20 protein-coding genes are annotated in these 17611 nt (G+C 66.1%); 1 reads left to right on the top strand and 19 read right to left on the bottom strand.

Translation table 11 applies throughout. The annotated features are described in order from the left end of the window. Window positions 1-8: 8 nt before the first annotated feature. From BMZ69_RS22475 to BMZ69_RS31725, 16 genes are all read right to left on the bottom strand, one after another. Window positions 9-1748: a relaxase/mobilization nuclease domain-containing protein gene (locus tag BMZ69_RS22475; protein ID WP_092160975.1), complete on the bottom strand. Its 1740-nt coding sequence runs from the start codon at window positions 1746-1748 to the stop codon at window positions 9-11. A 244-nt stretch (window positions 1749-1992) separates the two neighbouring features. Further along, complete coding sequence (locus tag BMZ69_RS22470; RefSeq protein WP_092160973.1) at window positions 1993-2754, bottom strand: lytic transglycosylase domain-containing protein; 762 nt, start codon at window positions 2752-2754, stop codon at window positions 1993-1995. 3 nt (window positions 2755-2757) lie between these two features. Continuing rightward, entirely contained in the window at window positions 2758-3105 is a 348-nt protein-coding gene (locus BMZ69_RS22465; protein ID WP_066115925.1) for a DUF736 domain-containing protein, read from the bottom strand. 45 nt (window positions 3106-3150) lie between these two features. After that, window positions 3151-3696, bottom strand: coding sequence for a S26 family signal peptidase (locus BMZ69_RS22460; protein WP_092160971.1), 546 nt, complete (start codon window positions 3694-3696; stop codon window positions 3151-3153). Continuing rightward, entirely contained in the window at window positions 3693-4211 is a 519-nt protein-coding gene (locus BMZ69_RS22455) for a DUF2840 domain-containing protein (protein ID WP_092160969.1), read from the bottom strand. The genes BMZ69_RS22460 and BMZ69_RS22455 overlap by 4 nt, the downstream gene beginning before the upstream one ends. Beyond that, window positions 4208-4462, bottom strand: a complete 255-nt coding sequence (locus tag BMZ69_RS22450) for a ribbon-helix-helix protein (RefSeq protein ID WP_092160967.1) — start codon at window positions 4460-4462, stop codon at window positions 4208-4210. The genes BMZ69_RS22455 and BMZ69_RS22450 overlap by 4 nt, the downstream gene beginning before the upstream one ends. After that, window positions 4459-5097, bottom strand: coding sequence for a ParA family partition ATPase (gene parA / locus BMZ69_RS22445; protein WP_092160966.1), 639 nt, complete (start codon window positions 5095-5097; stop codon window positions 4459-4461). Before parA ends, BMZ69_RS22450 begins: the two co-directional genes overlap by 4 nt. A gap of 208 nt (window positions 5098-5305) precedes the next feature. Then, entirely contained in the window at window positions 5306-6193 is an 888-nt protein-coding gene (locus BMZ69_RS22440; RefSeq protein ID WP_092160965.1) for a replication initiator protein A, read from the bottom strand. An 11-nt stretch (window positions 6194-6204) separates the two neighbouring features. Next, window positions 6205-6486, bottom strand: a complete 282-nt coding sequence (locus BMZ69_RS22435) for a helix-turn-helix transcriptional regulator (RefSeq protein ID WP_018429589.1) — start codon at window positions 6484-6486, stop codon at window positions 6205-6207. 138 nt (window positions 6487-6624) lie between these two features. Continuing rightward, the gene (locus BMZ69_RS22430; RefSeq protein ID WP_092160964.1) at window positions 6625-7119 is read right to left on the bottom strand and encodes a DUF2285 domain-containing protein; all 495 of its coding nucleotides are present in this window, start codon (window positions 7117-7119) and stop codon (window positions 6625-6627) included. Further along, window positions 7094-7384 (bottom strand): transcriptional regulator domain-containing protein, encoded by a 291-nt coding sequence (locus BMZ69_RS32175; protein WP_244543483.1) that lies wholly within the window; start codon window positions 7382-7384, stop codon window positions 7094-7096. The genes BMZ69_RS22430 and BMZ69_RS32175 overlap by 26 nt, the downstream gene beginning before the upstream one ends. Window positions 7385-7503: 119 nt before the next feature. Then, window positions 7504-7767 (bottom strand): DNA -binding domain-containing protein, encoded by a 264-nt coding sequence (locus BMZ69_RS22425; protein ID WP_210188071.1) that lies wholly within the window; start codon window positions 7765-7767, stop codon window positions 7504-7506. A 126-nt stretch (window positions 7768-7893) separates the two neighbouring features. After that, complete coding sequence (locus BMZ69_RS22420) at window positions 7894-8136, bottom strand: helix-turn-helix domain-containing protein (RefSeq protein ID WP_026227536.1); 243 nt, start codon at window positions 8134-8136, stop codon at window positions 7894-7896. 189 nt (window positions 8137-8325) lie between these two features. Continuing rightward, window positions 8326-8655 carry a DUF736 domain-containing protein gene (locus BMZ69_RS22415; protein ID WP_018429585.1) on the bottom strand — a complete coding sequence of 110 codons (330 nt, stop codon included), beginning with the start codon at window positions 8653-8655 and terminating at the stop codon, window positions 8326-8328. A 576-nt stretch (window positions 8656-9231) separates the two neighbouring features. Further along, window positions 9232-9672, bottom strand: a complete 441-nt coding sequence (locus tag BMZ69_RS22410; RefSeq protein WP_092160962.1) for a hypothetical protein — start codon at window positions 9670-9672, stop codon at window positions 9232-9234. Window positions 9673-9816: 144 nt separating this feature from the next. After that, complete coding sequence (locus BMZ69_RS31725) at window positions 9817-9984, bottom strand: hypothetical protein (RefSeq protein WP_175506928.1); 168 nt, start codon at window positions 9982-9984, stop codon at window positions 9817-9819. A 333-nt stretch (window positions 9985-10317) separates the two neighbouring features. On the opposite strand from BMZ69_RS31725, the gene BMZ69_RS22405 reads away from it, so the two are divergent. Then, window positions 10318-10878, top strand: coding sequence for a flavin reductase family protein (locus BMZ69_RS22405; protein WP_092160960.1), 561 nt, complete (start codon window positions 10318-10320; stop codon window positions 10876-10878). 10 nt (window positions 10879-10888) lie between these two features. On the opposite strand, the gene BMZ69_RS22400 is transcribed toward BMZ69_RS22405, so the two are convergent. From BMZ69_RS22400 to BMZ69_RS22390, 3 genes are all read right to left on the bottom strand, one after another. Continuing rightward, the gene (locus BMZ69_RS22400; protein WP_092160958.1) at window positions 10889-11824 is read right to left on the bottom strand and encodes a DUF2493 domain-containing protein; all 936 of its coding nucleotides are present in this window, start codon (window positions 11822-11824) and stop codon (window positions 10889-10891) included. A 315-nt stretch (window positions 11825-12139) separates the two neighbouring features. Continuing rightward, window positions 12140-13186, bottom strand: coding sequence for a DUF7146 domain-containing protein (locus BMZ69_RS22395; protein ID WP_092160957.1), 1047 nt, complete (start codon window positions 13184-13186; stop codon window positions 12140-12142). Then, window positions 13186-17532, bottom strand: a complete 4347-nt coding sequence (locus BMZ69_RS22390; RefSeq protein WP_092160955.1) for a strawberry notch family protein — start codon at window positions 17530-17532, stop codon at window positions 13186-13188. Before BMZ69_RS22390 ends, BMZ69_RS22395 begins: the two co-directional genes overlap by 1 nt. Window positions 17533-17611 lie beyond the last annotated feature (79 nt).

The following is a 17611-nucleotide window of genomic DNA, read 5'->3' as shown; positions in this document are numbered from 1 at the left end:
TGATTGGGCTACATGCCGAGGCCGCGGTTGCGGCCGAAGCTCCAGTCGACGCCAGCGGCGCCGTGCGACACGCCGGAGACGTGCTGACCGACCTGGCGTTCGAGGGACGGCGACCAGGGCACGAGCTGGAATCCGAGGCCGTCATCGATCATGGCGAAGCGGCCAGACGCGAGCGCGAAGCGCTGCCGGTAGGTGCCCGCCACATACTCGCCCGTTGCGGCCTTCGAGAATTGTCGGCCGGTCTCGGCCGCGAGCTTCTCGCCAAGGGCGTCGACCTCGCGCTGCCGCAGCATCTCGATCAGCCCGGGTGAGAAGCTGACGCCCCGTGTTTGTCGCTCGGCGAGACCTTGACCAACGAGATGGTCGGCACGGCGGTCCATAGCCTGGCGCACCTCGGCGCCGAAGCCGCCGCCGCCGAGCGGAACGGGCTCACGGGCGATCGCCTGCCGGTCGAGCCAGGTCGCGCCGGTTGCATGGACTTGCCTCTCGATGTCGAGATCGGAGCGGATGGCGAGCGCGACCCGTCTGCGTCCCTGCGCGTCGTCGAATTTGCGCAGCTCGACGATCGAGCCCGGCGCGCTATCGCCGGCCGCGTCGAGGTCGGGCAGCTTGATATGATGGGTCCGTCCGTCCGTGCCATCGACCACGGCGTAGGCGGTGCCCTTCAGCTCATCGTCGAGACCACGATCGACCAGCCGGCCAACGACAGGATCGTTGAGGCTCTCGCCTGCGAGCACATAGCTGGCGGCGCCGCGCTCGATACCGCGTTCCGTCAGGCCGCGATGAATGCGTTTGATGATGTCGCCGCGCTCGCCCAGTTCGCGCAGCGTCGCCTCGGCATTCTCCGATACGACCCATTGGCCGGGGCCGACCTGATCCGCAAGGCCGAGCGTCTCCAGCTTCCGCAGCCGGCCGACCTTCATCGCGTGGAACTCGTCGGGCTGGCGATCGGGATGCGGGGCGAGATCGACGACGCCGGTGCGATAGGCGTCGCGCGAAAGCTGGCGGTCGAGATTGGTCCAGCGTTCCGACTCGATCTGGCGTTCGAGATTGCGGCGTATCTCGTGATCGGTGCGCGGCCCCAACTCTTGGGTGGCGAGATCCTGCGCGCGGGCGCGCATGCCTTCCTTGATGTAGTCGCGCGAGATGACGAGGTCCTGGCCGTCATCGGTGCGCCCGCGCAGGATGATGTGGACGTGCGGATTATCCGTGTTCCAGTGATCGACACCGACCCAGTCGAGCTTGGTGCCGAGATCCTTTTCCATCTGCCCCATCAGGTCGCGGGCATAGGTCTTGAGGTCGGACATCTCCGTCGCGTCCTCGGGCGAGACGATGAACCGGAAATGATGCCGATCATCCTGGGTCCGCTCGGCGAAGGCCTTGGGATCGGCGTCCTCGGTCTCGGGACCGAACAGCCGCGCCTTCTCCCCATCCCGGGTGACACCCTCGCGCCGCAGGTAGCTAAGGTGGGCGGAAAGCGGCGTGGCCCGCGCGCTATGACGGACGACGCGCGTCTTGATTACGGTGTTGCGCGATCGGCTGGTGAGCAGCCGGTTGGCCTGCACCGTCGCGCGCTGGCCGCGCCCGAAACGCGAGCGGTTGCCCGAACTGATCGTGCCGGACCGCGAGACGCTGCCGCCGGCGCGCTGCGCGGCCGCCAGCGCTTGGGCGATGAAGGGTCGCGCCTGCTGCGCGCGGGTCGAGCGGATGCGGCCTGGCCGGATGCGGAAATCGTCCTCGCTGCTCATGGCCGAGGCCCCGCACCTCGCGCAATCGCGCGGTAATCCTTGGCGAAATGGCGGATGCGCAGGCTGCGCCGATCAGGCGCACCTCGCGCCAATGCGCCATAAGTCCCTGAAAACACGCGACCGCACCAAGCCGCACCTCGCGCGCTTTTATCTCGCCATCGTGCGGTTGTGTTGCCTGCTCTCCCTCCTCGGACCGCCATCCTTCCGCCAGAGCACGCTATTCCACGAAATACTGCGAGCACCGTCATCGCGGCCCCCCATCGCCGTTTCGGGCGACAAACAGGCCTGCGGATTGCGGAGCGATGGCTGTGGCATCGCGCACCGGAGTTGCAGCCGGGGTCTCATTCGACGCGCTATCGCCGGTCGTCGAAACAGCGGTGGCGGCGCGCTCGGATTGCACGATGAACAGCGGCGAGCGCGTCCAGGCGTTGGGATCGGCGGCCGCGACCGTGACGGGAGCAAGCGCGTCTGCGCCGCCGATAATGGGCGCGAGCGCGGCGACATAGGCGCGGGTTTCAGCGGGCAACGGACGGCCAGCAAGATACTCTTCATAGCGGCCGGGACCAGCATTATAGGCCGCGAGAAAGCCCGGCGAACCGTAGCGGTCGTGCATCTCGCGCAGGTAGGCGGCGCCTGCCAGAATGTTGTCGCGTGGATCGTAAGGATTCGCGCCGAGCCGGTGACGGGCGCGAAGATCAGCCCATGTGGCGGGCATGACCTGCATCAGTCCCATCGCGCCGGCCGACGAGATCGCCCGCACGTCCCCAGCGCTTTCGACGCGCATGACGGCGCGTATCCAGTGCTCGGGAATGCCGAAGCGTTGCGCGGCCTCGGTGATGAATGTGGCGTAGGGAGCGACGCGAGAGGGGCGCTCGGCGGACACCGTCTGCGCATTCGCATTGGCGCAAAGCGGTGCGGAAAGCAGAAGGCCGGAAAGGAGAAGGAGGACTGTGCGCCGGGCGGTGTTTGACCGCCCGGCGACAGCTTTGGGGAGCGGGACCGACATCGTTCAGTCCCGCTCTGCGCGCTTGGGCGGACGATTCCAGTGCAAGCCCCAGGCGGACTTGTCGTCGGCGGACTGGAAGAGGTTAGCGCGGATCGGATGACCGAAGGTCGGATCGTCGATCTGCAGCGAGACGTAGTCGCCGGCCTTCTCGCCAGTGCGCTTCCAGCCCGCACCGATCTCCGCGCCGGTTTCGTTGTTCATGCTGTCGAGAACATGGACGCGGAAGTCTGGCGCGTTCTCGGCATCGGACGGTTCGGCCGGAACGATGATGATGTCCTGGTGCAATGTCAGCGTCATTAGGTGGCCGATGAAGCCGTCATTTTCGCTCGTGAATTGACCGATGAGGGACATGGGTTTCTCCTTGGCTGTGCGGTGGACGGGGACATGGGCGTGCCGTCACCGCGTCGGCGCGCGCCAGACGAAGCGGTCATCGCCGTCCTCGTCGGTGTAGAGGGGGGTGGCCCGGCCGATGACCGAGCTGGCGGGGAGCGTGCCGAAGTAACGGCCGTCGAGGCTGTCGCGGACCTGCCAGTTCATCAGGAACAGCTCGTCGTCGGCGATGACGCGACACCCCTGCCAGATCGGCAGTTCGCGGCCCCGACGATCACGGTCGAGCGCGTCGCCGATGGCGTGGCCGTCGACGGTGATCGTGCGGCCGGATCGGCACACACGTTGACCGGGAAGGCCTGCCACCCGCTTCAGCAGCGGCACGCCGCGTGGCAGATATCCGCCATCGGCAAGGAACGTGGCGATCGGCTCCGGCGCCGCTACGGCGACGAGGTCGGTCGCTTCCAATCCGTCGCTGGCGCTGATCGCATAGAGGCCGATCGGCGTGCTCGCGGAGGCATTCCAGATCAGCTTTGGCGCGAAGGAGACGATCGACAGGACGCCCATCAGCATCACCGCGAAGTACGTCGTCATGACGTATCCAAAGCGGCTCATGGCATGATCCTCCGGCGCAAGAGGAAGGCGCGATGCTGCTGCGCGTCGTAGGCGCGCGGTGTTTCACCGGCCGTCAGACGGTTGTGAACGTGTCGCCAGTGATCGGGCGAAACGTCGATCGCTTCGATGCCCCGCGCCTCGATCGCATCGATGAGCTGGAGCACGCGCTCGACCTTCGGCCAGCCATCGGCGCGCAACAGGATGTCGCCGCCGGGGCGCACGGATGGCAGAGTCTGGCAGCGCTCGCCCGCACCGACGGCGCGCACGATGTCGAGCCGAGAAAGTGCGGTGCCGTAGTCGTTGGAGGTCCAGCGAACGAAGGCGAAAACACTGTCCGGTGCGAACGACACGACGCGTCGGCGGCGGTCGAGGATCTGTTCGGCGATCTCGCGGCCGAACCTGATCCAGAATTCGATCTTCTTCTCGACCCACGTCAACTCGACATGGGTCAGTGCATCGGCCGCTGGCGCTGGCGGCAAGCCGCTGCGCAGCGACGGGTCGGCGACACCGATCATCGCGGCTCTCCTTCGCTGGTGGGGAACTCGCGCTCGAACAGCGCGCGCAGCATCTCGGCGACCGTCTGTCCGCGCTGGAAGGCGGCAATCTTGATCCGGCCGCGCATGTCGGCGGTGACGTCGATCGTCAGCCTGGCGGTAAATTCGGCGGCGGGGTCCGCGCGCGGCGATGGACGGTCTGGCGCCTTGATCCAGCTTTCCGGATCGGCCGGCCGGGACGCGAAACTGCGTTTCGAGGACCGCTCGCTCATGCCCCGATCCTCGTGACTTCGGCGGCGAGCGCGGCAATCTCCCGCGCGGCGGGCGATGTATCGTCCTGCTCGGCCGCGAGCCGTCCCGTCTGCACGACATCGGCGAAGGCGATGCGCTGACCGATGGTAGTGAGGAGCGGCGGGGGATCGTGTTCCGCGAGCGTCTCAGCGGTTTCGCGGGCGAGGATCGTGCGGGCTGCACAGCGGTTGAGTACGAACCGCGCCTTGAGGTCCGGTCGATAGATCCGCGCTTCGCTGAGCAGCGTCAGCATCTCGGCCGACGCCCAGCCGTCGAGCGGTGACGGCTGCACCGGGATCAGTACAAGATCGGCAGCCAGCAGCGCCGAACGCATAAGACCGGCAACACGCGGCGGTCCGTCGATGACGACATGATCGACGTCGCGCGCCAGCTCCGGCGCTTCGCGGTGGAGCGTGTCGCGAGCCAGGCCGACAACACCGAACAGCCGCTCCAATCCCTCCCGGCCGCGCTGCTGTGACCAGTCGAGCGCCGATCCCTGTGGGTCGGCGTCGATCAGCGTGACGCGCTGCCCATGCCGAGCCCATTCACCGGCGAGATGGAGGGCGAGCGTCGTCTTTCCGACGCCGCCCTTCTGGTTGAGGAACGCGACGATCATGACGGTCTCCCGGCGATCGGGGACTCGTCCACAGCGGTCGAAAAAGCGGGGTCCGTTAGAAAGATTCCGTAGGAATCTAGGTTAGATAAGTTACGGGGCTCGCAAGCTGCTGATTCAGCGCGATGAATCGACGATTCTGGTCCCCGATAGCACGAGAGTCCGGTCCCCGATGGCACGATAGCGCCGGTCCCTGATAGCACGAGATGATTCACAGCTTATCCCCAGGTCGAGTTGTCGAGCGGCGACGGCGGCGCGGGATGCCGAGCGCGTCGGGATTGGTGGGTACGAAGGACAGGATTTCGGGGCCGCCGAGGCACTGCTCGATGGTCAGGCGATAGCCCGGCAGCGGCTGGCGGCGCACGATGTCGCGCAGGTCGTAGGCGAAATGCTTGAGCGGCGAGAGACTGCCGGACTTCGCGTGGAGATGCGGGAAGTCGAAGCTCCAGCCGTGTTCCTGCTTGCCGCCGTGCTTGCGCACGAGGCGGTAGAGCCAGCGCTCCAGACCGCCGGTCAGCCTGAAATAGTTGCGGTCGATCGTCAGGACTAGCGCGTCATCGAGGACAGCGGCGTAGAACCAGTCCGGCACGATCAGTTCGAGCCCGAGCGGGCGGCCGCGGTGATCGGCTCGCTCCTTCCATTCGTTGATCCAGGAGAAGCGGTGCATCCGCCGCTCGGTCGGCTGGCGGATTGAGGTCGCTATGGTGGTGGACTGGAGGCGGTCGAGCGCGGCCTTAAGCCGGTCGTAATCGCGCAGCGAGACACCGCGTCCAATGAAGTTCAGAATCTCGTAAGGCGTGGTCGCCATCAGGCGTGACGGGCGCAGGCCGACGTCACGGGCCTCGACGATTTGCGAGGCCGCCCAGATCAGAACGTCCGCGTCCCAGATCGTCGCCATGCCGTGCTCGGGCACGGCTTCGACACGGATTTTCACCGAACCCGCCTTGAAGTCGATCGGCGTCAGGCGCTTCGACTTGGCAAGCGAGAAGAACGGATAGGCCATGAGGTCCTGCGCGTCGCGCGGCGCGAGATCGCCGGGCAGCGCCCGGAACAGATCGAGCTGCGCACGCTCGTCGTGCTGTGTGTGACGGGACGACATGGCGTGTCGTCTCAGCGCGGCTGGCGGCCGGCGAAGCGGCGATCCGACGGCTCCTGCCGCTTGGCGGGGAGCACCGTGCCGCGCGGATCAGAGGTCGAACTGACGAGGCCGCGATCGGCCCACGTCTGGAGATCCTCTATGGCGTAGACGACTCGGCCGCCGAGCTTCCTGTAAGACGGGCCGGTGCCGTAGGTGCGGTGCTTCTCCAGTGTGCGCTCGGACAGTCCGAGGAAGCGAGCGGCCTCCTGCGTGCGCAGGTAGCGTGGCGGGATGCCGGCGGTCGTATCGGCCATTGTCGAGCCTCCGTGGTCTCATCGGGGGCCGCTGCCGTCAGGCGGCGGTTCGAGAGCACGGTGGCGTGAAGGCGGTGGGTCGGACGATGTCGGAGATAGGAATCTAGTTTCGACACGCCGCAGGCGGTCGATGGCGGGCTATGATCGGCGGGGTCGGTGCAGGAGGGAGCGGTAGCCGCCTTCAACGAGTTTCACGCCGTCGCGCGCCAGCCGGATCGTGATTTCGCGCAGCGCGTCCCCGGCCCAGGAGGCGGCGTCGATTCTATGACCAGGGAACAGAACCTCCCCGATCGATCGATATGTCGCGCCGGCACGACGTCCATCGACCGCACGCAGCATTTGGCGCGCGCGCTCGCGGCGCTGCGGCGTCATTCGAGGGTCGTTCGGGACGCGCTTGCCTTTGATCGCGCTCCAGAACCGGGTAAGCGCGGTCTGTCGATCCGGTGTGAGGGCATCGAACATGACCATCGCCGCGAGCGGGTTCTCGTCCTGCGGGTCTGCGAGCGTGACGTCATACTGCTCGCCGCGGATATCGAGCCTGAGATGAGCAGGGTCGTGCTGGAATATGGTACGGAGGCGTAACTCGTCGGCAGTGATGGAAAACCCTTCAGGGCGCGGACCTGCGGCGAACATTATTGCCGACGGATCGACTTGAGGGGTCCAAAAAATCTGCTGGGCATGAGCCGCGATGAGAGGGTCGGCGCCGAAATCGCAACCCCCATAGGTTCGCAAATTCTTCGGCCGTTTCGAGTGAGAGTCGGCCGCTGGACACAAGCTCTTGATAGGCTTTCCGGTAGTCGGGGTTTCGGCGCAGGAATTCCCAGGCAAGGTCACCCGGAGTTAGATTGTCGATATAGTCATAGGCGGTCTCAGACCGCCAACTTTCATCTTCGGACATCCTCCACCGCCTCCGCGAAATTATGACGCAACGCGAGTCAAGCAGCGGTCACGATCCCAAGTTGAGCGTGGCGTGGGAAGAACGAAGTCGGATCAACGTGATGCAGGTTCTGCATCACCTCAATGGAGGCGGGGGCCGAGAAGCTCGCAAAAGCCGTTTTCGGTCATCCATTTCGCGCGAGCGAGGTGAGCGGCATGAATTTTCGCTGCGCGGTTGGGGTCCGCTGCGGGATCGAGGCCGAAGAGAAGCTCCACGACTTCCTCCCAGGTCGCGCCGTCCACCTCGGCGTCGAGCAGCCTCAGGTACAGCTTCAGATGCGCCTGGTCATAGGCGGTGAGCGCCGCGCCGAGCGGCGGTTCGTCCAGATATTCTGCGTTGGTCACGATGAGCCCCACGAGTCATTCGTATCCAATTTGGAGCGGTTTGTTAACCGTAATGATATCCCGCGCCACACCGCCGCGGTTTGACGCAAAATCAGGATGGTCGGGCGGGTTCGCCCGAAAAAGTCGTCAAGGGTTGTCCTTGTCACCAACCAGCATCACTCCCACGCTTTGGCCGGAGTTGAGCAGGACGATGCCACCACCTTCAAAGGCTCGACGGACCTGATCGCGTGTTGATTCATACACCTCGAGCCCGCTGTCGGATTCAAGGCGCTTCAACGCGGTCAGTGATACCCGGGCCTTGTCAGCGAGCGTCTCCTGTGTCCAGCCGAGCAACGCGCGTGCGGCCCGTGATTGTCGGGCGGTGATCATGCATGATCACCTCCCACTCGGACCTACGCGTACGCCAGAACTACGGCTATAATAGTCGTTCTTGCTGGAAAAGACCAGCGGTTCTGGCTTTAGCGGGCGCGATTCCGGTGTCCAGAACCAGAGGTGATTCGCTCCACCGTCAGGCGTTTGGCCCCGCCCGGATTGTCCGGGCGGGGCGTCGCGCTGGCCTTACTCGCCGTTGCGGCGGCCGCTAGGGCGGGACCAGATGAGGCTGAAGCCTTCGCCTTCCTCGTCGTCGAAGAGGTTGGCGTAGATCGGGGCATTGAAGCTGGGATCGTCGAGCTTCAGGCCCAGATAGGCGCGCCCCTCGTTGGAGGTCTTGGACCAGGCGGCGCCGATCTCGGCGCGGCCGACGAAGACGCGGTGGCTGGGGGCGTTCTCTCCGGTAGCGCGGGCCTCGGAGACGATGCGGACGTTCTTGGTCTGCAGGCTGAGGGTGACGATTTCGCCGGTGTACTCGTTGTTGCCGGTCTTCTTGAAGGTGCCGATGGTCGCCATGGTAGTTCTCCTTGAACTCTGTTCCGAGCCCGCACCATTGCGGCCTCGATGGCGATCGACAGGCCGGAGGCGATTGACGGCGCACCCCGCAGGGGCCTGACAGCAAAGGAGGGGATTTCTTGGCTCGCGAGGAATGACGGCGCAGCCGGCAGGGGAAGAAAGTTTCGACGCCGCTGTTGCGGCATAGGCGATCGAGGCGCAGCCGACCTTCGGCCAGATCAGCCCATTGAAGAGGCCGTTTTGGAGCGGTCGACCTGACAGAGACGCATCACAGGAGAACGTGGCGACCATCCCGAACCGATGGACCGTGACGATGCCTGACACCGCGGTTCAAATCAGCTCTGCCAGACCCTACGTTCCGCCTAGTCCTGCCCGTCGCCCACGAGATCGCCCCTCTCGGCACTCGCACCGTCGGGCGCGCTGTCACGGCATTGCACCCAAGCACTATCAACGAGGGCATGGCGCGTCAGTTGGGTTCGCCGTCGATCCGATCAACGCGATTGCAAACGGCCCCGTCGACGAGGAGGGCGACACGTAAGACATCAACCCACCGTCCTGGCGACGCCGGCAACGATGTCAGGCGCGCGCGACGTTCTGGACGGTTGGCCCGGGCGCGGCCATTGCTGTCACCCGGATCAGCGCCGTGACGCCAACGGCGATTGCCCCGATGACGGAGAAGATGATCTGCCAGGTGTCGGAGGGCATGGTGTGCTTCACGATGCCATGGCTCGCGTGGTACCCGGCGAGCGCCGCAGGCGCGACGAAAGCGAATGCGATCGCGAGCCGTATCCAGAGCGGACGGATGAAGGCGAGCAGGAACTGCCCGACGCCGAGCGTCAGGGCGGCGGTGGAGAGGCCGACGAGGATAGCCCCGAGCCAACCGGCGCCGGTCTGAAAGGCCCAAGTCCCGGCGCTGACGCCCGTGAAGAATGGCAGCGCGAAGACAGCCAGCGTGAACAATAGCCAGCAGAGGGCGCCGATCGCGGCGATGCTGGAGAGGATGCCGATGAAGATCATGGTGGTGTCCTCCGTGAGATAAAGGTCTGACGGTCGCGCCTCCACCACCACCACAGCGCGTTGCCAGTATAGCCGAAGAGAAGGCGGAACGGGAGCGGAAATCCCATGGGACTTCCGCTTGCGGCCGCGACGCCTTGCCCGCTATTACGGGGCGAAGGGATCGACCTCGTGAACGATGGCGGCGAGTTCGCCATCATATTCGGCTGCGGGCATGACGCCCATGGTGCCGTCGCCGGCCTGGAAGATGACGATCGAGACCATGAGGGTGGTGGCGAGGCTGAAGGCGAAGGCGTGAGCTTGATTGAGGGACATGTGACCGGCTCCTGTCTTGGAGGCGGGAGGCCATCTCCCGCGCGACAGGCGCCCGATGTGTCCGGCCGATGGCCGCAATCACCGCGCAGGCGAAGCCGGAGCGGCGGCACGCTTTGCGTAGTCCGACCCTTTATGGGTTGATGGCGTCAGGCCAGCGGCTGGACCAAGGATCAGCGCAATGGAAGCGGGAGATGGTTTCCGCCATGACGGGGCCACGATGGGATCGCCCGTTCAATGCTTCGCGCCAAAGCATCGTCGCCGTGCTGCCGATCGTGATGCTGCCGACATGGTCGGGTATGGTCATGCTAAGCGCAACAGCCGAAGAGGACGCCCGTGACGAAGTTTCCCGAGAAGAGCGATTTCCCGGTGAGCCAGGTGCGGCGCTATCTGGAGCCCGGTCCGATCGTGCTGGTGTCATCAAAGTGGCAGGGCGCGACCAACATTATGACGCTCGGCTGGCACACCATCCTGGAGTTTTCGCCGTCACTCGTCGGCCTCATGATTTCCGGCGGCAATCACAGCCACCGCATGATCCGCGAAAGCCGGGAATGCGTGGTCAACCTGCCGACGACGGCGCTGACCGATACCGTGGTGGGGATCGGCAACACGTCGGGGGCCGAGATCGACAAGTTCGCCAAGTTCAATCTCACGCAGCAAGAGGCGAGCAAGGTCGAAGCGCCGTTGATCGGCGAATGCCATGCCAGCTTCGAATGCCGCCTTCACGACGACGCGCTGGTCGACAAGTACAATTTCTTCATCTTCGAGGTGGTGAAGGCGCATGTCGCCACGTCGCCAAAGCATCCCGAGACGCTGCATTACACCGGCGATGGCGTGTTTGTGGTGTCCGGCAAGGTCATCAGCCGCAGATCGCTGTTTCGACCCGAGATGCTGTGAGAGGCGGCGCTTACGCGCCACCTCCCTTCGGGCGGAAGTCGAACAGCGGGATGCCGAGCTTCCTCGCCTTGTCGGCGAGATTGTCCTGAATGCCGGTGCCGGGGAAGACGATGACCCCGATCGGCAGGACGTCCAGCATCTGATCGTTGCGCTTGAACGGTGCGGCCTTGGCATGTTTCGTCCAGTCGGGGGCGAAGCCGACCTGCGGCACCTTGCGAGCGTCGGCCCATTTGGCCGCGATCTTCTCGGCGCCCTTCGGCGACTTGCCATGCAGCAGCACCATGTCGGGGTGCTTGGCGTGGACCTGATCGAGCTTGGCCCAGATCAGGCGATGATCGTTGAAGTCGAGCCCGCCGGTGAAGCCGATCTTCGGACCGGCGGGCAGCAGCACCTGATTGTCGGCCCGCTTCTTGGCGGCGAGGAAGTCCCGGCTATCGATCATCGCCGAGGTCAGGTTGCGGTGGTTGACCATCGATCCGCTGCGCGGTCGCCAGTTCGATCCGGTGTGGCGCTCGTAGTGTTCTGCGGCCTGGTCGCGCATCAGCTCGAAGGCGTTGCGGCGTTCGATCATGGTCTGGCCCTCGGCCGTCAGGCGTTCCAGCTCGACAGCCTTCACTTCGCTGCCGTCCTGTTCCCGCTGACCGCGGCGCTGCGCCTGCTCGTTGCCGTCCAGCTCGCGCTCGATCCGGTCGGTGGCCCGGTGGAAGACGTTGACGGTCGACCAGAGGAGATCGTCGAGGTCGGGCTCGAGGCGGGTGTCCTCCAGGGTGACGATCAGGGCGTCGAAGATATCGGCGATGGCGCCGGCGACATGGTCGCCCTCCGGAAGTGGTCGGGGATCGGGTTCATCCGTGAAGGGACGGTAGCCGTAGAGCTGGAGTTCGCTGAGGACATGGTCGGTGGGGGAAGAGGCGTGATGCGGTTCGTAGTCGTCGTGCTCGCTCATCGGGATGCTCCGTCGGTTCGACCGCGACCCTCGCGGCCTTCATGGCGACGAAAGCCGGCGGGCGGGCCGGACCTGCACCCGCAGCGAAGCGGAGGGCCGGAGCATAGCGGAGGATGACGAAGGCGGGCTATTTTGCCTCGCGATGGAAAGCGGCCTCTGGCCGCGCCGGAAAATAGTCCGCCGCAGGCATTGCGGGTCCGGGCCGTTTGCTGGCCGATCGCCCTCTCGAAGGCCGGGGCGCGGTTCTCTCCGATCTGGGGAGCATCCGAGCGATGCCGACGACGGCGCTCCCGCCGTCTGCATTCTCCTTGCGGCTTATGCCGCCAGCGCCATGAAGCGTGCGACGTCCTGGGGCGCGATCTGCACCCGTGCCGCTGCCCGGAGGCTGTCCAGACCAGCGAGACGGAGATCCTCGTTGAAGTCGCCCAGGCTCGGAGACACCACGACCGCCTCGATCCCGGCCGCGTTCGCCCGTTCGATCAACGTCGTCATCGCACTGTCGCCGGCCGGATCATTGTCGCGGGCGATGTAGAGCCGTCGCAGCGCGTCGGGGAACAGGATGGCCGAGAGATGTGCCGCCGAGAGCGCCGCCGCCATCGGCATGGTGGGCAGCGCCATCCTGAGCGACAGCATCGTCTCGATGCCTTCGCCCGCCGCCATCACGTCGCCCGCCACACCGAAGCGAACGGCGTGCCCGATGAGGTCGCCCATCGCCCGTCTCGGCGTGTCGATCGGGGCTTTGCCCGAGCCGTTCGGTGCGAGCCAGGTGCGATGCGCGCCGGTCTGATGCCCGGCGAGATCGGTGACCGATGCGACCATCGCCGGCCAGGTCTCGGTCGGGGAATGCTCGTCAGGCCGGTAGTAGCAGCGAGGATGGAAGCGTAGGCTTCCGGTTCCGTGCAAATCCGTAATGCCGCGTGTGCGGAGATACGTCTTTACGAGCGTGCCTGAGATCGGCTGCGCCATGGCAAAGAGCCGCCGTGCCGCTTCCGGTGATCCGGATGGTGCCGGTGTCTTGCGCTCGCCGTCATGCGGACGATCCGGTTCGGGACATGGCATCGACAGAAAGGCGCGCGCCTCATCGGCAACGTCCTTGAAGTCCACCAGGCCGCAGCTCTCGCGGATGACGTCGAGGAGATCGCCATGCTCGCCGGTGGCGGCGTCGGTCCATTTGCCGGCGGCGCCCTTGCCGGTTTCGCCACCCTTCAGTCGCACGAACATCGAGCGGCCGGGCGTGTTGCGGACATCGCCGACCAGCCAGTAGCGGCCCTCGCGATGACCGGCGGAGAGATAATGACGGCACACCGCCTCTGCCTGCCGACCGAGACGGATTGCCAGTTCGGAGGCGTCCTGCCGAGCCATCACGCCGCCTCCCGCTCGCCGATGCGCTCGATCGGGTAGCGCTCCAGCACCTTGGTCAGGATCGCGGCGCCGGTCGTGTCGGCCGGCACGAACATCCGCAGCTTCCACGAGATGATCTCATGGAACAGGCCATAGGCCCGCAGGCGATCGCGCATGGCGTCGGTGAAGCCCGACAGCTCGATGCGGTTGGCGCCCATGACCCGGACGCGGCGAAGCTGAAGACCCTCGGTCAGGTCGAGGATGGTCTTGCCGTCCATCAGCGCCATGAAGGCGTCGTCCGGCGTCAGGGTCGACGTTCCGGTGGCGAGTGCGCTGGCGACCCATGCGGGGGAAACGCGGCGGCCGACGATGCGCTCGCCGTCGTCGGTCTGGAGTCGATAGACCCGCGTCGACTCGTTCGGCAGCCGCTTCCAGATTGGCAGCAACAGCCCGCTGACGACATGGATGGTGCTATCGGCATATTCCGGCACCTCGGCGGCCTCGGCATCCCATGCCGCAGTGAAGGCGATCTGCTCCGCCTGCACCCAATGGGTCTCGTCCATCATCCTGATGGGGACGTTGTGCGCCTCCATCGGCCGGATCAGCCGGACCCGCCGTTCGATCTCGCCATCGTCCAGCATGATGCTGGTGGTCGGTATCTGCACGGCGGCGCGGCCCGAGCGCTCGTTGATCAGCAGCCTCGCGCCCGGGTCATCGAGATGGTCGAGCGCCTCGGCTAGCGTCACGGGACGGTTGCGCTGGCGCTGGGTGATGGTCAGCAGTCGGGCCTCGGCCCCGGTGCCGGGATGAACGTGGATCGTCCGGCGATCGGTGACGATGAAGCTCTCGGCCTGGAGCGTCTCCAGCCCGACGTCGTAGCTGCCGGAAGCGATGGCGCCTTCGATCTTGGCGTTCAGCAGCCGCTCGAACGCGGTGAACAGGATGCCCTGAAGTTCGATGGTCAGCGCCAGCAGGCGGTTGAGGAAGGTTGTGATCGGCGGCAACTCATCCTTGAAGCCGGTGGAATCCATCAGCGACAGGCCGGTGGCATCCTCGAACATCTGGAGCGAGCACCCCTCGACCTTGCCGCGCACCAGCAGCAGGTAGAGCTGCCGCAGCGCGTCGCGGGCGTAGTGGCTTTCCAGATTGTCCTCGGGCCGGAACAGGCCTTGGCCGCCGGTCTGGCGCTGGCCGCGCGTGATGGCGCCCAAGGTGTCGAGGCGGCGGGCGATGGTCGACAGGAACCGCTTTTCCGCCTTCACGTCCGTCGAAATCGGCCGGAACAGCGGTGGTTGCGCCTGGTTGGTCCGGTTGGTGCGGCCCAGGCCCTGAATGGCGGCGTCGGCCTTCCAGCCCGGCTCCAGCAGATAGTGGACGCGCAGTCGCTGGTTCCGCGCCGACAGATCGGCGTGGTAGCTGCGCCCGGTGCCGCCGGCGTCGGAGAAGATCAGAATGCGTTTCTGATCATCCATGAACGCCTGCGTCTCGGCCAGATTGGCCGAGGCGGCGCGGTTCTCCACCGCGAGGCGGTCGATGCTGCCGGGGCTGGTCATGGAGTCGGCACCCGACTTGCGGACGATGCGGCGCGAACGTCCCGTCACCTCTGCTACGACATCGGTGCCGAAGCGCTGGACGATCTGGTCGAGCGCGCCGGGGACCGGCGGCAGCGAAGCGAGCCTCTCGATCAAACGGTCTCGACGGGCAACGGCGTCGCGGCTCTCGACCGGCTGGCCGTCGCGAAACACCGGTCGCGACGACAGGTTGCCCTCGCTGTCGGTGAACGGCTCGTAGAGATGCACCGGGAAGGAATGGGCGAGATAATCCAGAACGTATTCGCGCGGGGTGATGTCCACCCGGACGTCGTTCCATTCCTCGGTGGGAATCTCCGCCAGGCGGCGCTCCATCAGGGCTTCGCCGGTCGACACGATCTGGATTACGGCCGCATGGCCGTCGACCAGGTCCTGCTCGATCGAGCGGATCAGGGTCGGCGTCTTCATCGAGGTCAGCAGATGGCCGAAGAAGCGCTGCTTGGCGGATTCGAAGGCCGAGCGGGCCGCGGACTTGGCCTGGCGGTTCAACGTACCGCCGTCGCCGGTGATGTTGGCGGCCTGCATCGCCGCGTCGAGATTGTTATGGATGACAGCGAAGGCCCCGGCATAGGCGTCGTAGATGCCGGTCTGCTCGGCAGTGAGCTGGTGCTCGACCAGCTCGTATTCGACGCCGTCATAGGAGAGCGACCGTGCGGTGTAGAGACCGAGCGAGCGCAGGTCGCGGGCCAGCACCTCCATCGCCGCGACGCCGCCATCCTCGATCGCCTCGACGAATTCGGCGCGGGTCGAGAACGGGAAGTCCTCGCCGCCCCAGAGACCGAGGCGCTGAGCGTAGGCGAGATTGTGGACGGTGGTCGCGCCGGTCGCCGAGACATAGACGACGCGCGCATTCGGCAGGGCGTGCTGGAGCCGTAGGCCCGCGCGGCCCTGCTGCGAGGCGGCGATGTCGCCGCGTTCTCCCTTGCCGCCAGCGGCGTTCTGCATGGCATGGCTCTCGTCGAAAATGATCACTCCGTCGAAGTCGGAGCCCAACCATTCGACGATCTGCTTGACGCGGGAAAGCTTCTCGCCGCGGTCGTCGGACCGTAGCGTGGCATAGGTGGTGAATAGGACGGCTTCGGAGAGGGTAATGTCCTTCCCCTGCGGGAAGCGCGACAGCGGCGTGACCAGCAGGCGCTCCATGCCGAGGGCCGACCAGTCGCGCTGGGCGTCCTCCAGCAGCTTGTCGGATTTCGAGATCCACACCGCCTTGCGACGGCCCTGCATCCAGTTGTCGAGGATGATGCCGGCCGATTGGCGACCTTTGCCGGCGCCGGTGCCGTCGCCGAGCATGAAGCCGCGGCGGAAGCGCACGGCGTTCGGCGCATCGTCGGGCGCGGCCGAGACGACGTCGAAGGTTTCGTCGAGCGTCCACGAACCGGCGAGGAAGTCGGCATGTGCCTCGCCGGCGTAGATGACGGTTTCGAGCTGGGCGTCGGAGAGAAGGCCATCCGAGACGATGTTGGCGGGCAGCCGGGGCCGGTAGCTCGGCTTGGGCGGCGCGACCGACGCCATCGCCACGGATTGCACAAGCTTGGTCGGATGGGCCTGCGCGCCGGGAATGCGGATCGCCTGCAATCCGTATTCTTCATAGATCGCGTCGGTGATCCGGCCGTCTTCGGCGGGCGTCCAGTCCACGGTCTCATAGGCGAGTTGGACGCCTTCGGGCTCGATGGACGCCGGCGTGGCGGGACGTGCAGCGGTGGTGCGGGCGAGGTATCCGCGAACAGTCCGGGGCGTCGCGGCGAATGCCGAGGTTGCAACCGGCGGGAGGGCCGCGGTCAGGCGCTGCGGAACCTGCGTCTCGATCCAGCCGAGCAGCGTGGCGATGTCGGCCGAGATACCAGGCGAAGAGGGAAACGCCTCGCGATCGTCGGCCGGAAGCTTGTCGATAACCGTCAGCCGGGTGTCGATGGTCGTGCCATGCTTGGCATAGACCGAGCCGTCCACGGCCGCAGTGAAGACGACGCGGCCACGCTCCTGGAGCCGGACGAAGGCCGCTGCCCAAGCCGGATGGTCGGGGCTGAAGTTGGCGCCGGTGATCGCCACCAGCCGCCCGCCATCGGCGAGCCGGGCCAGTGCCGAAGCGACATGGCGATAAGCGGCGTCGGCCACGCGGCCGGAGACGTTTGCCATGACGGAGAATGGCGGGTTCATAAGCACGACGGAGGGGGTGGCGCCCGGCGCGAGATGATCGTTGATCTGGGCGGCGTCGAAGCGCGTGACGGCAACGGCCGGAAACAGCGCAGCGAGCAGATCGGCGCGGGTTTCGGCCAGCTCGTTGAGGAGGAGCGTTCCGCCTGATATCTCGGCCAGGATGGCGAGCAGGCCGGTGCCAGCCGACGGCTCCAGCACGATGTCGCCAGCAGCAATGGAGGCGGCCGCCACGGCGGCGAGACCGAGCGGCGCCGGCGTCGAGAACTGCTGGAGCGCCTGCGATTCTTCCGAGCGCCGCGTATGTGTCGGCAGGAGCCCGGCGATCTTCGTGACCGCGGAAAGTCGTGCAGCCGGAGATGCGGCTTTGCGGAAAAGCGCCTTTCCGTATTTGCGCAGGAAGAGAACTGTCGCGACTTCGCATGCCTCATAGGCCGCCTTCCAGTCCCAGACGCCGCTGGTGTCGGATGCGCCGAAGGCTGCTTCCATCGCAGCACGGAGGATCGCGGCGTCGACGCGCTGGCCGCGTTCGAGATGATCGAGAAGCTGGTGCGCCACGGCGAGGATCGGGGACGCACGGGGGACGGGTGCGGCCGGGAGGGCCACGGGAGACAGAATGTTCATGGGAAGAACCTCGGGACAGTGGAAGGGACAAGCCCGGACGGCGCTCTCTCTCAACCGCCGGGACTCGACCCGTCGCGGC

Source organism: Allobosea sp. CRIB-10 (assembly GCF_900112185.1).
Lineage (GTDB): Bacteria > Pseudomonadota > Alphaproteobacteria > Rhizobiales > Beijerinckiaceae > Allobosea.
The sequence above is the reverse complement of the archived record's forward strand: the minus strand, read 5'-3'. Positions and strand labels throughout refer to the sequence as shown.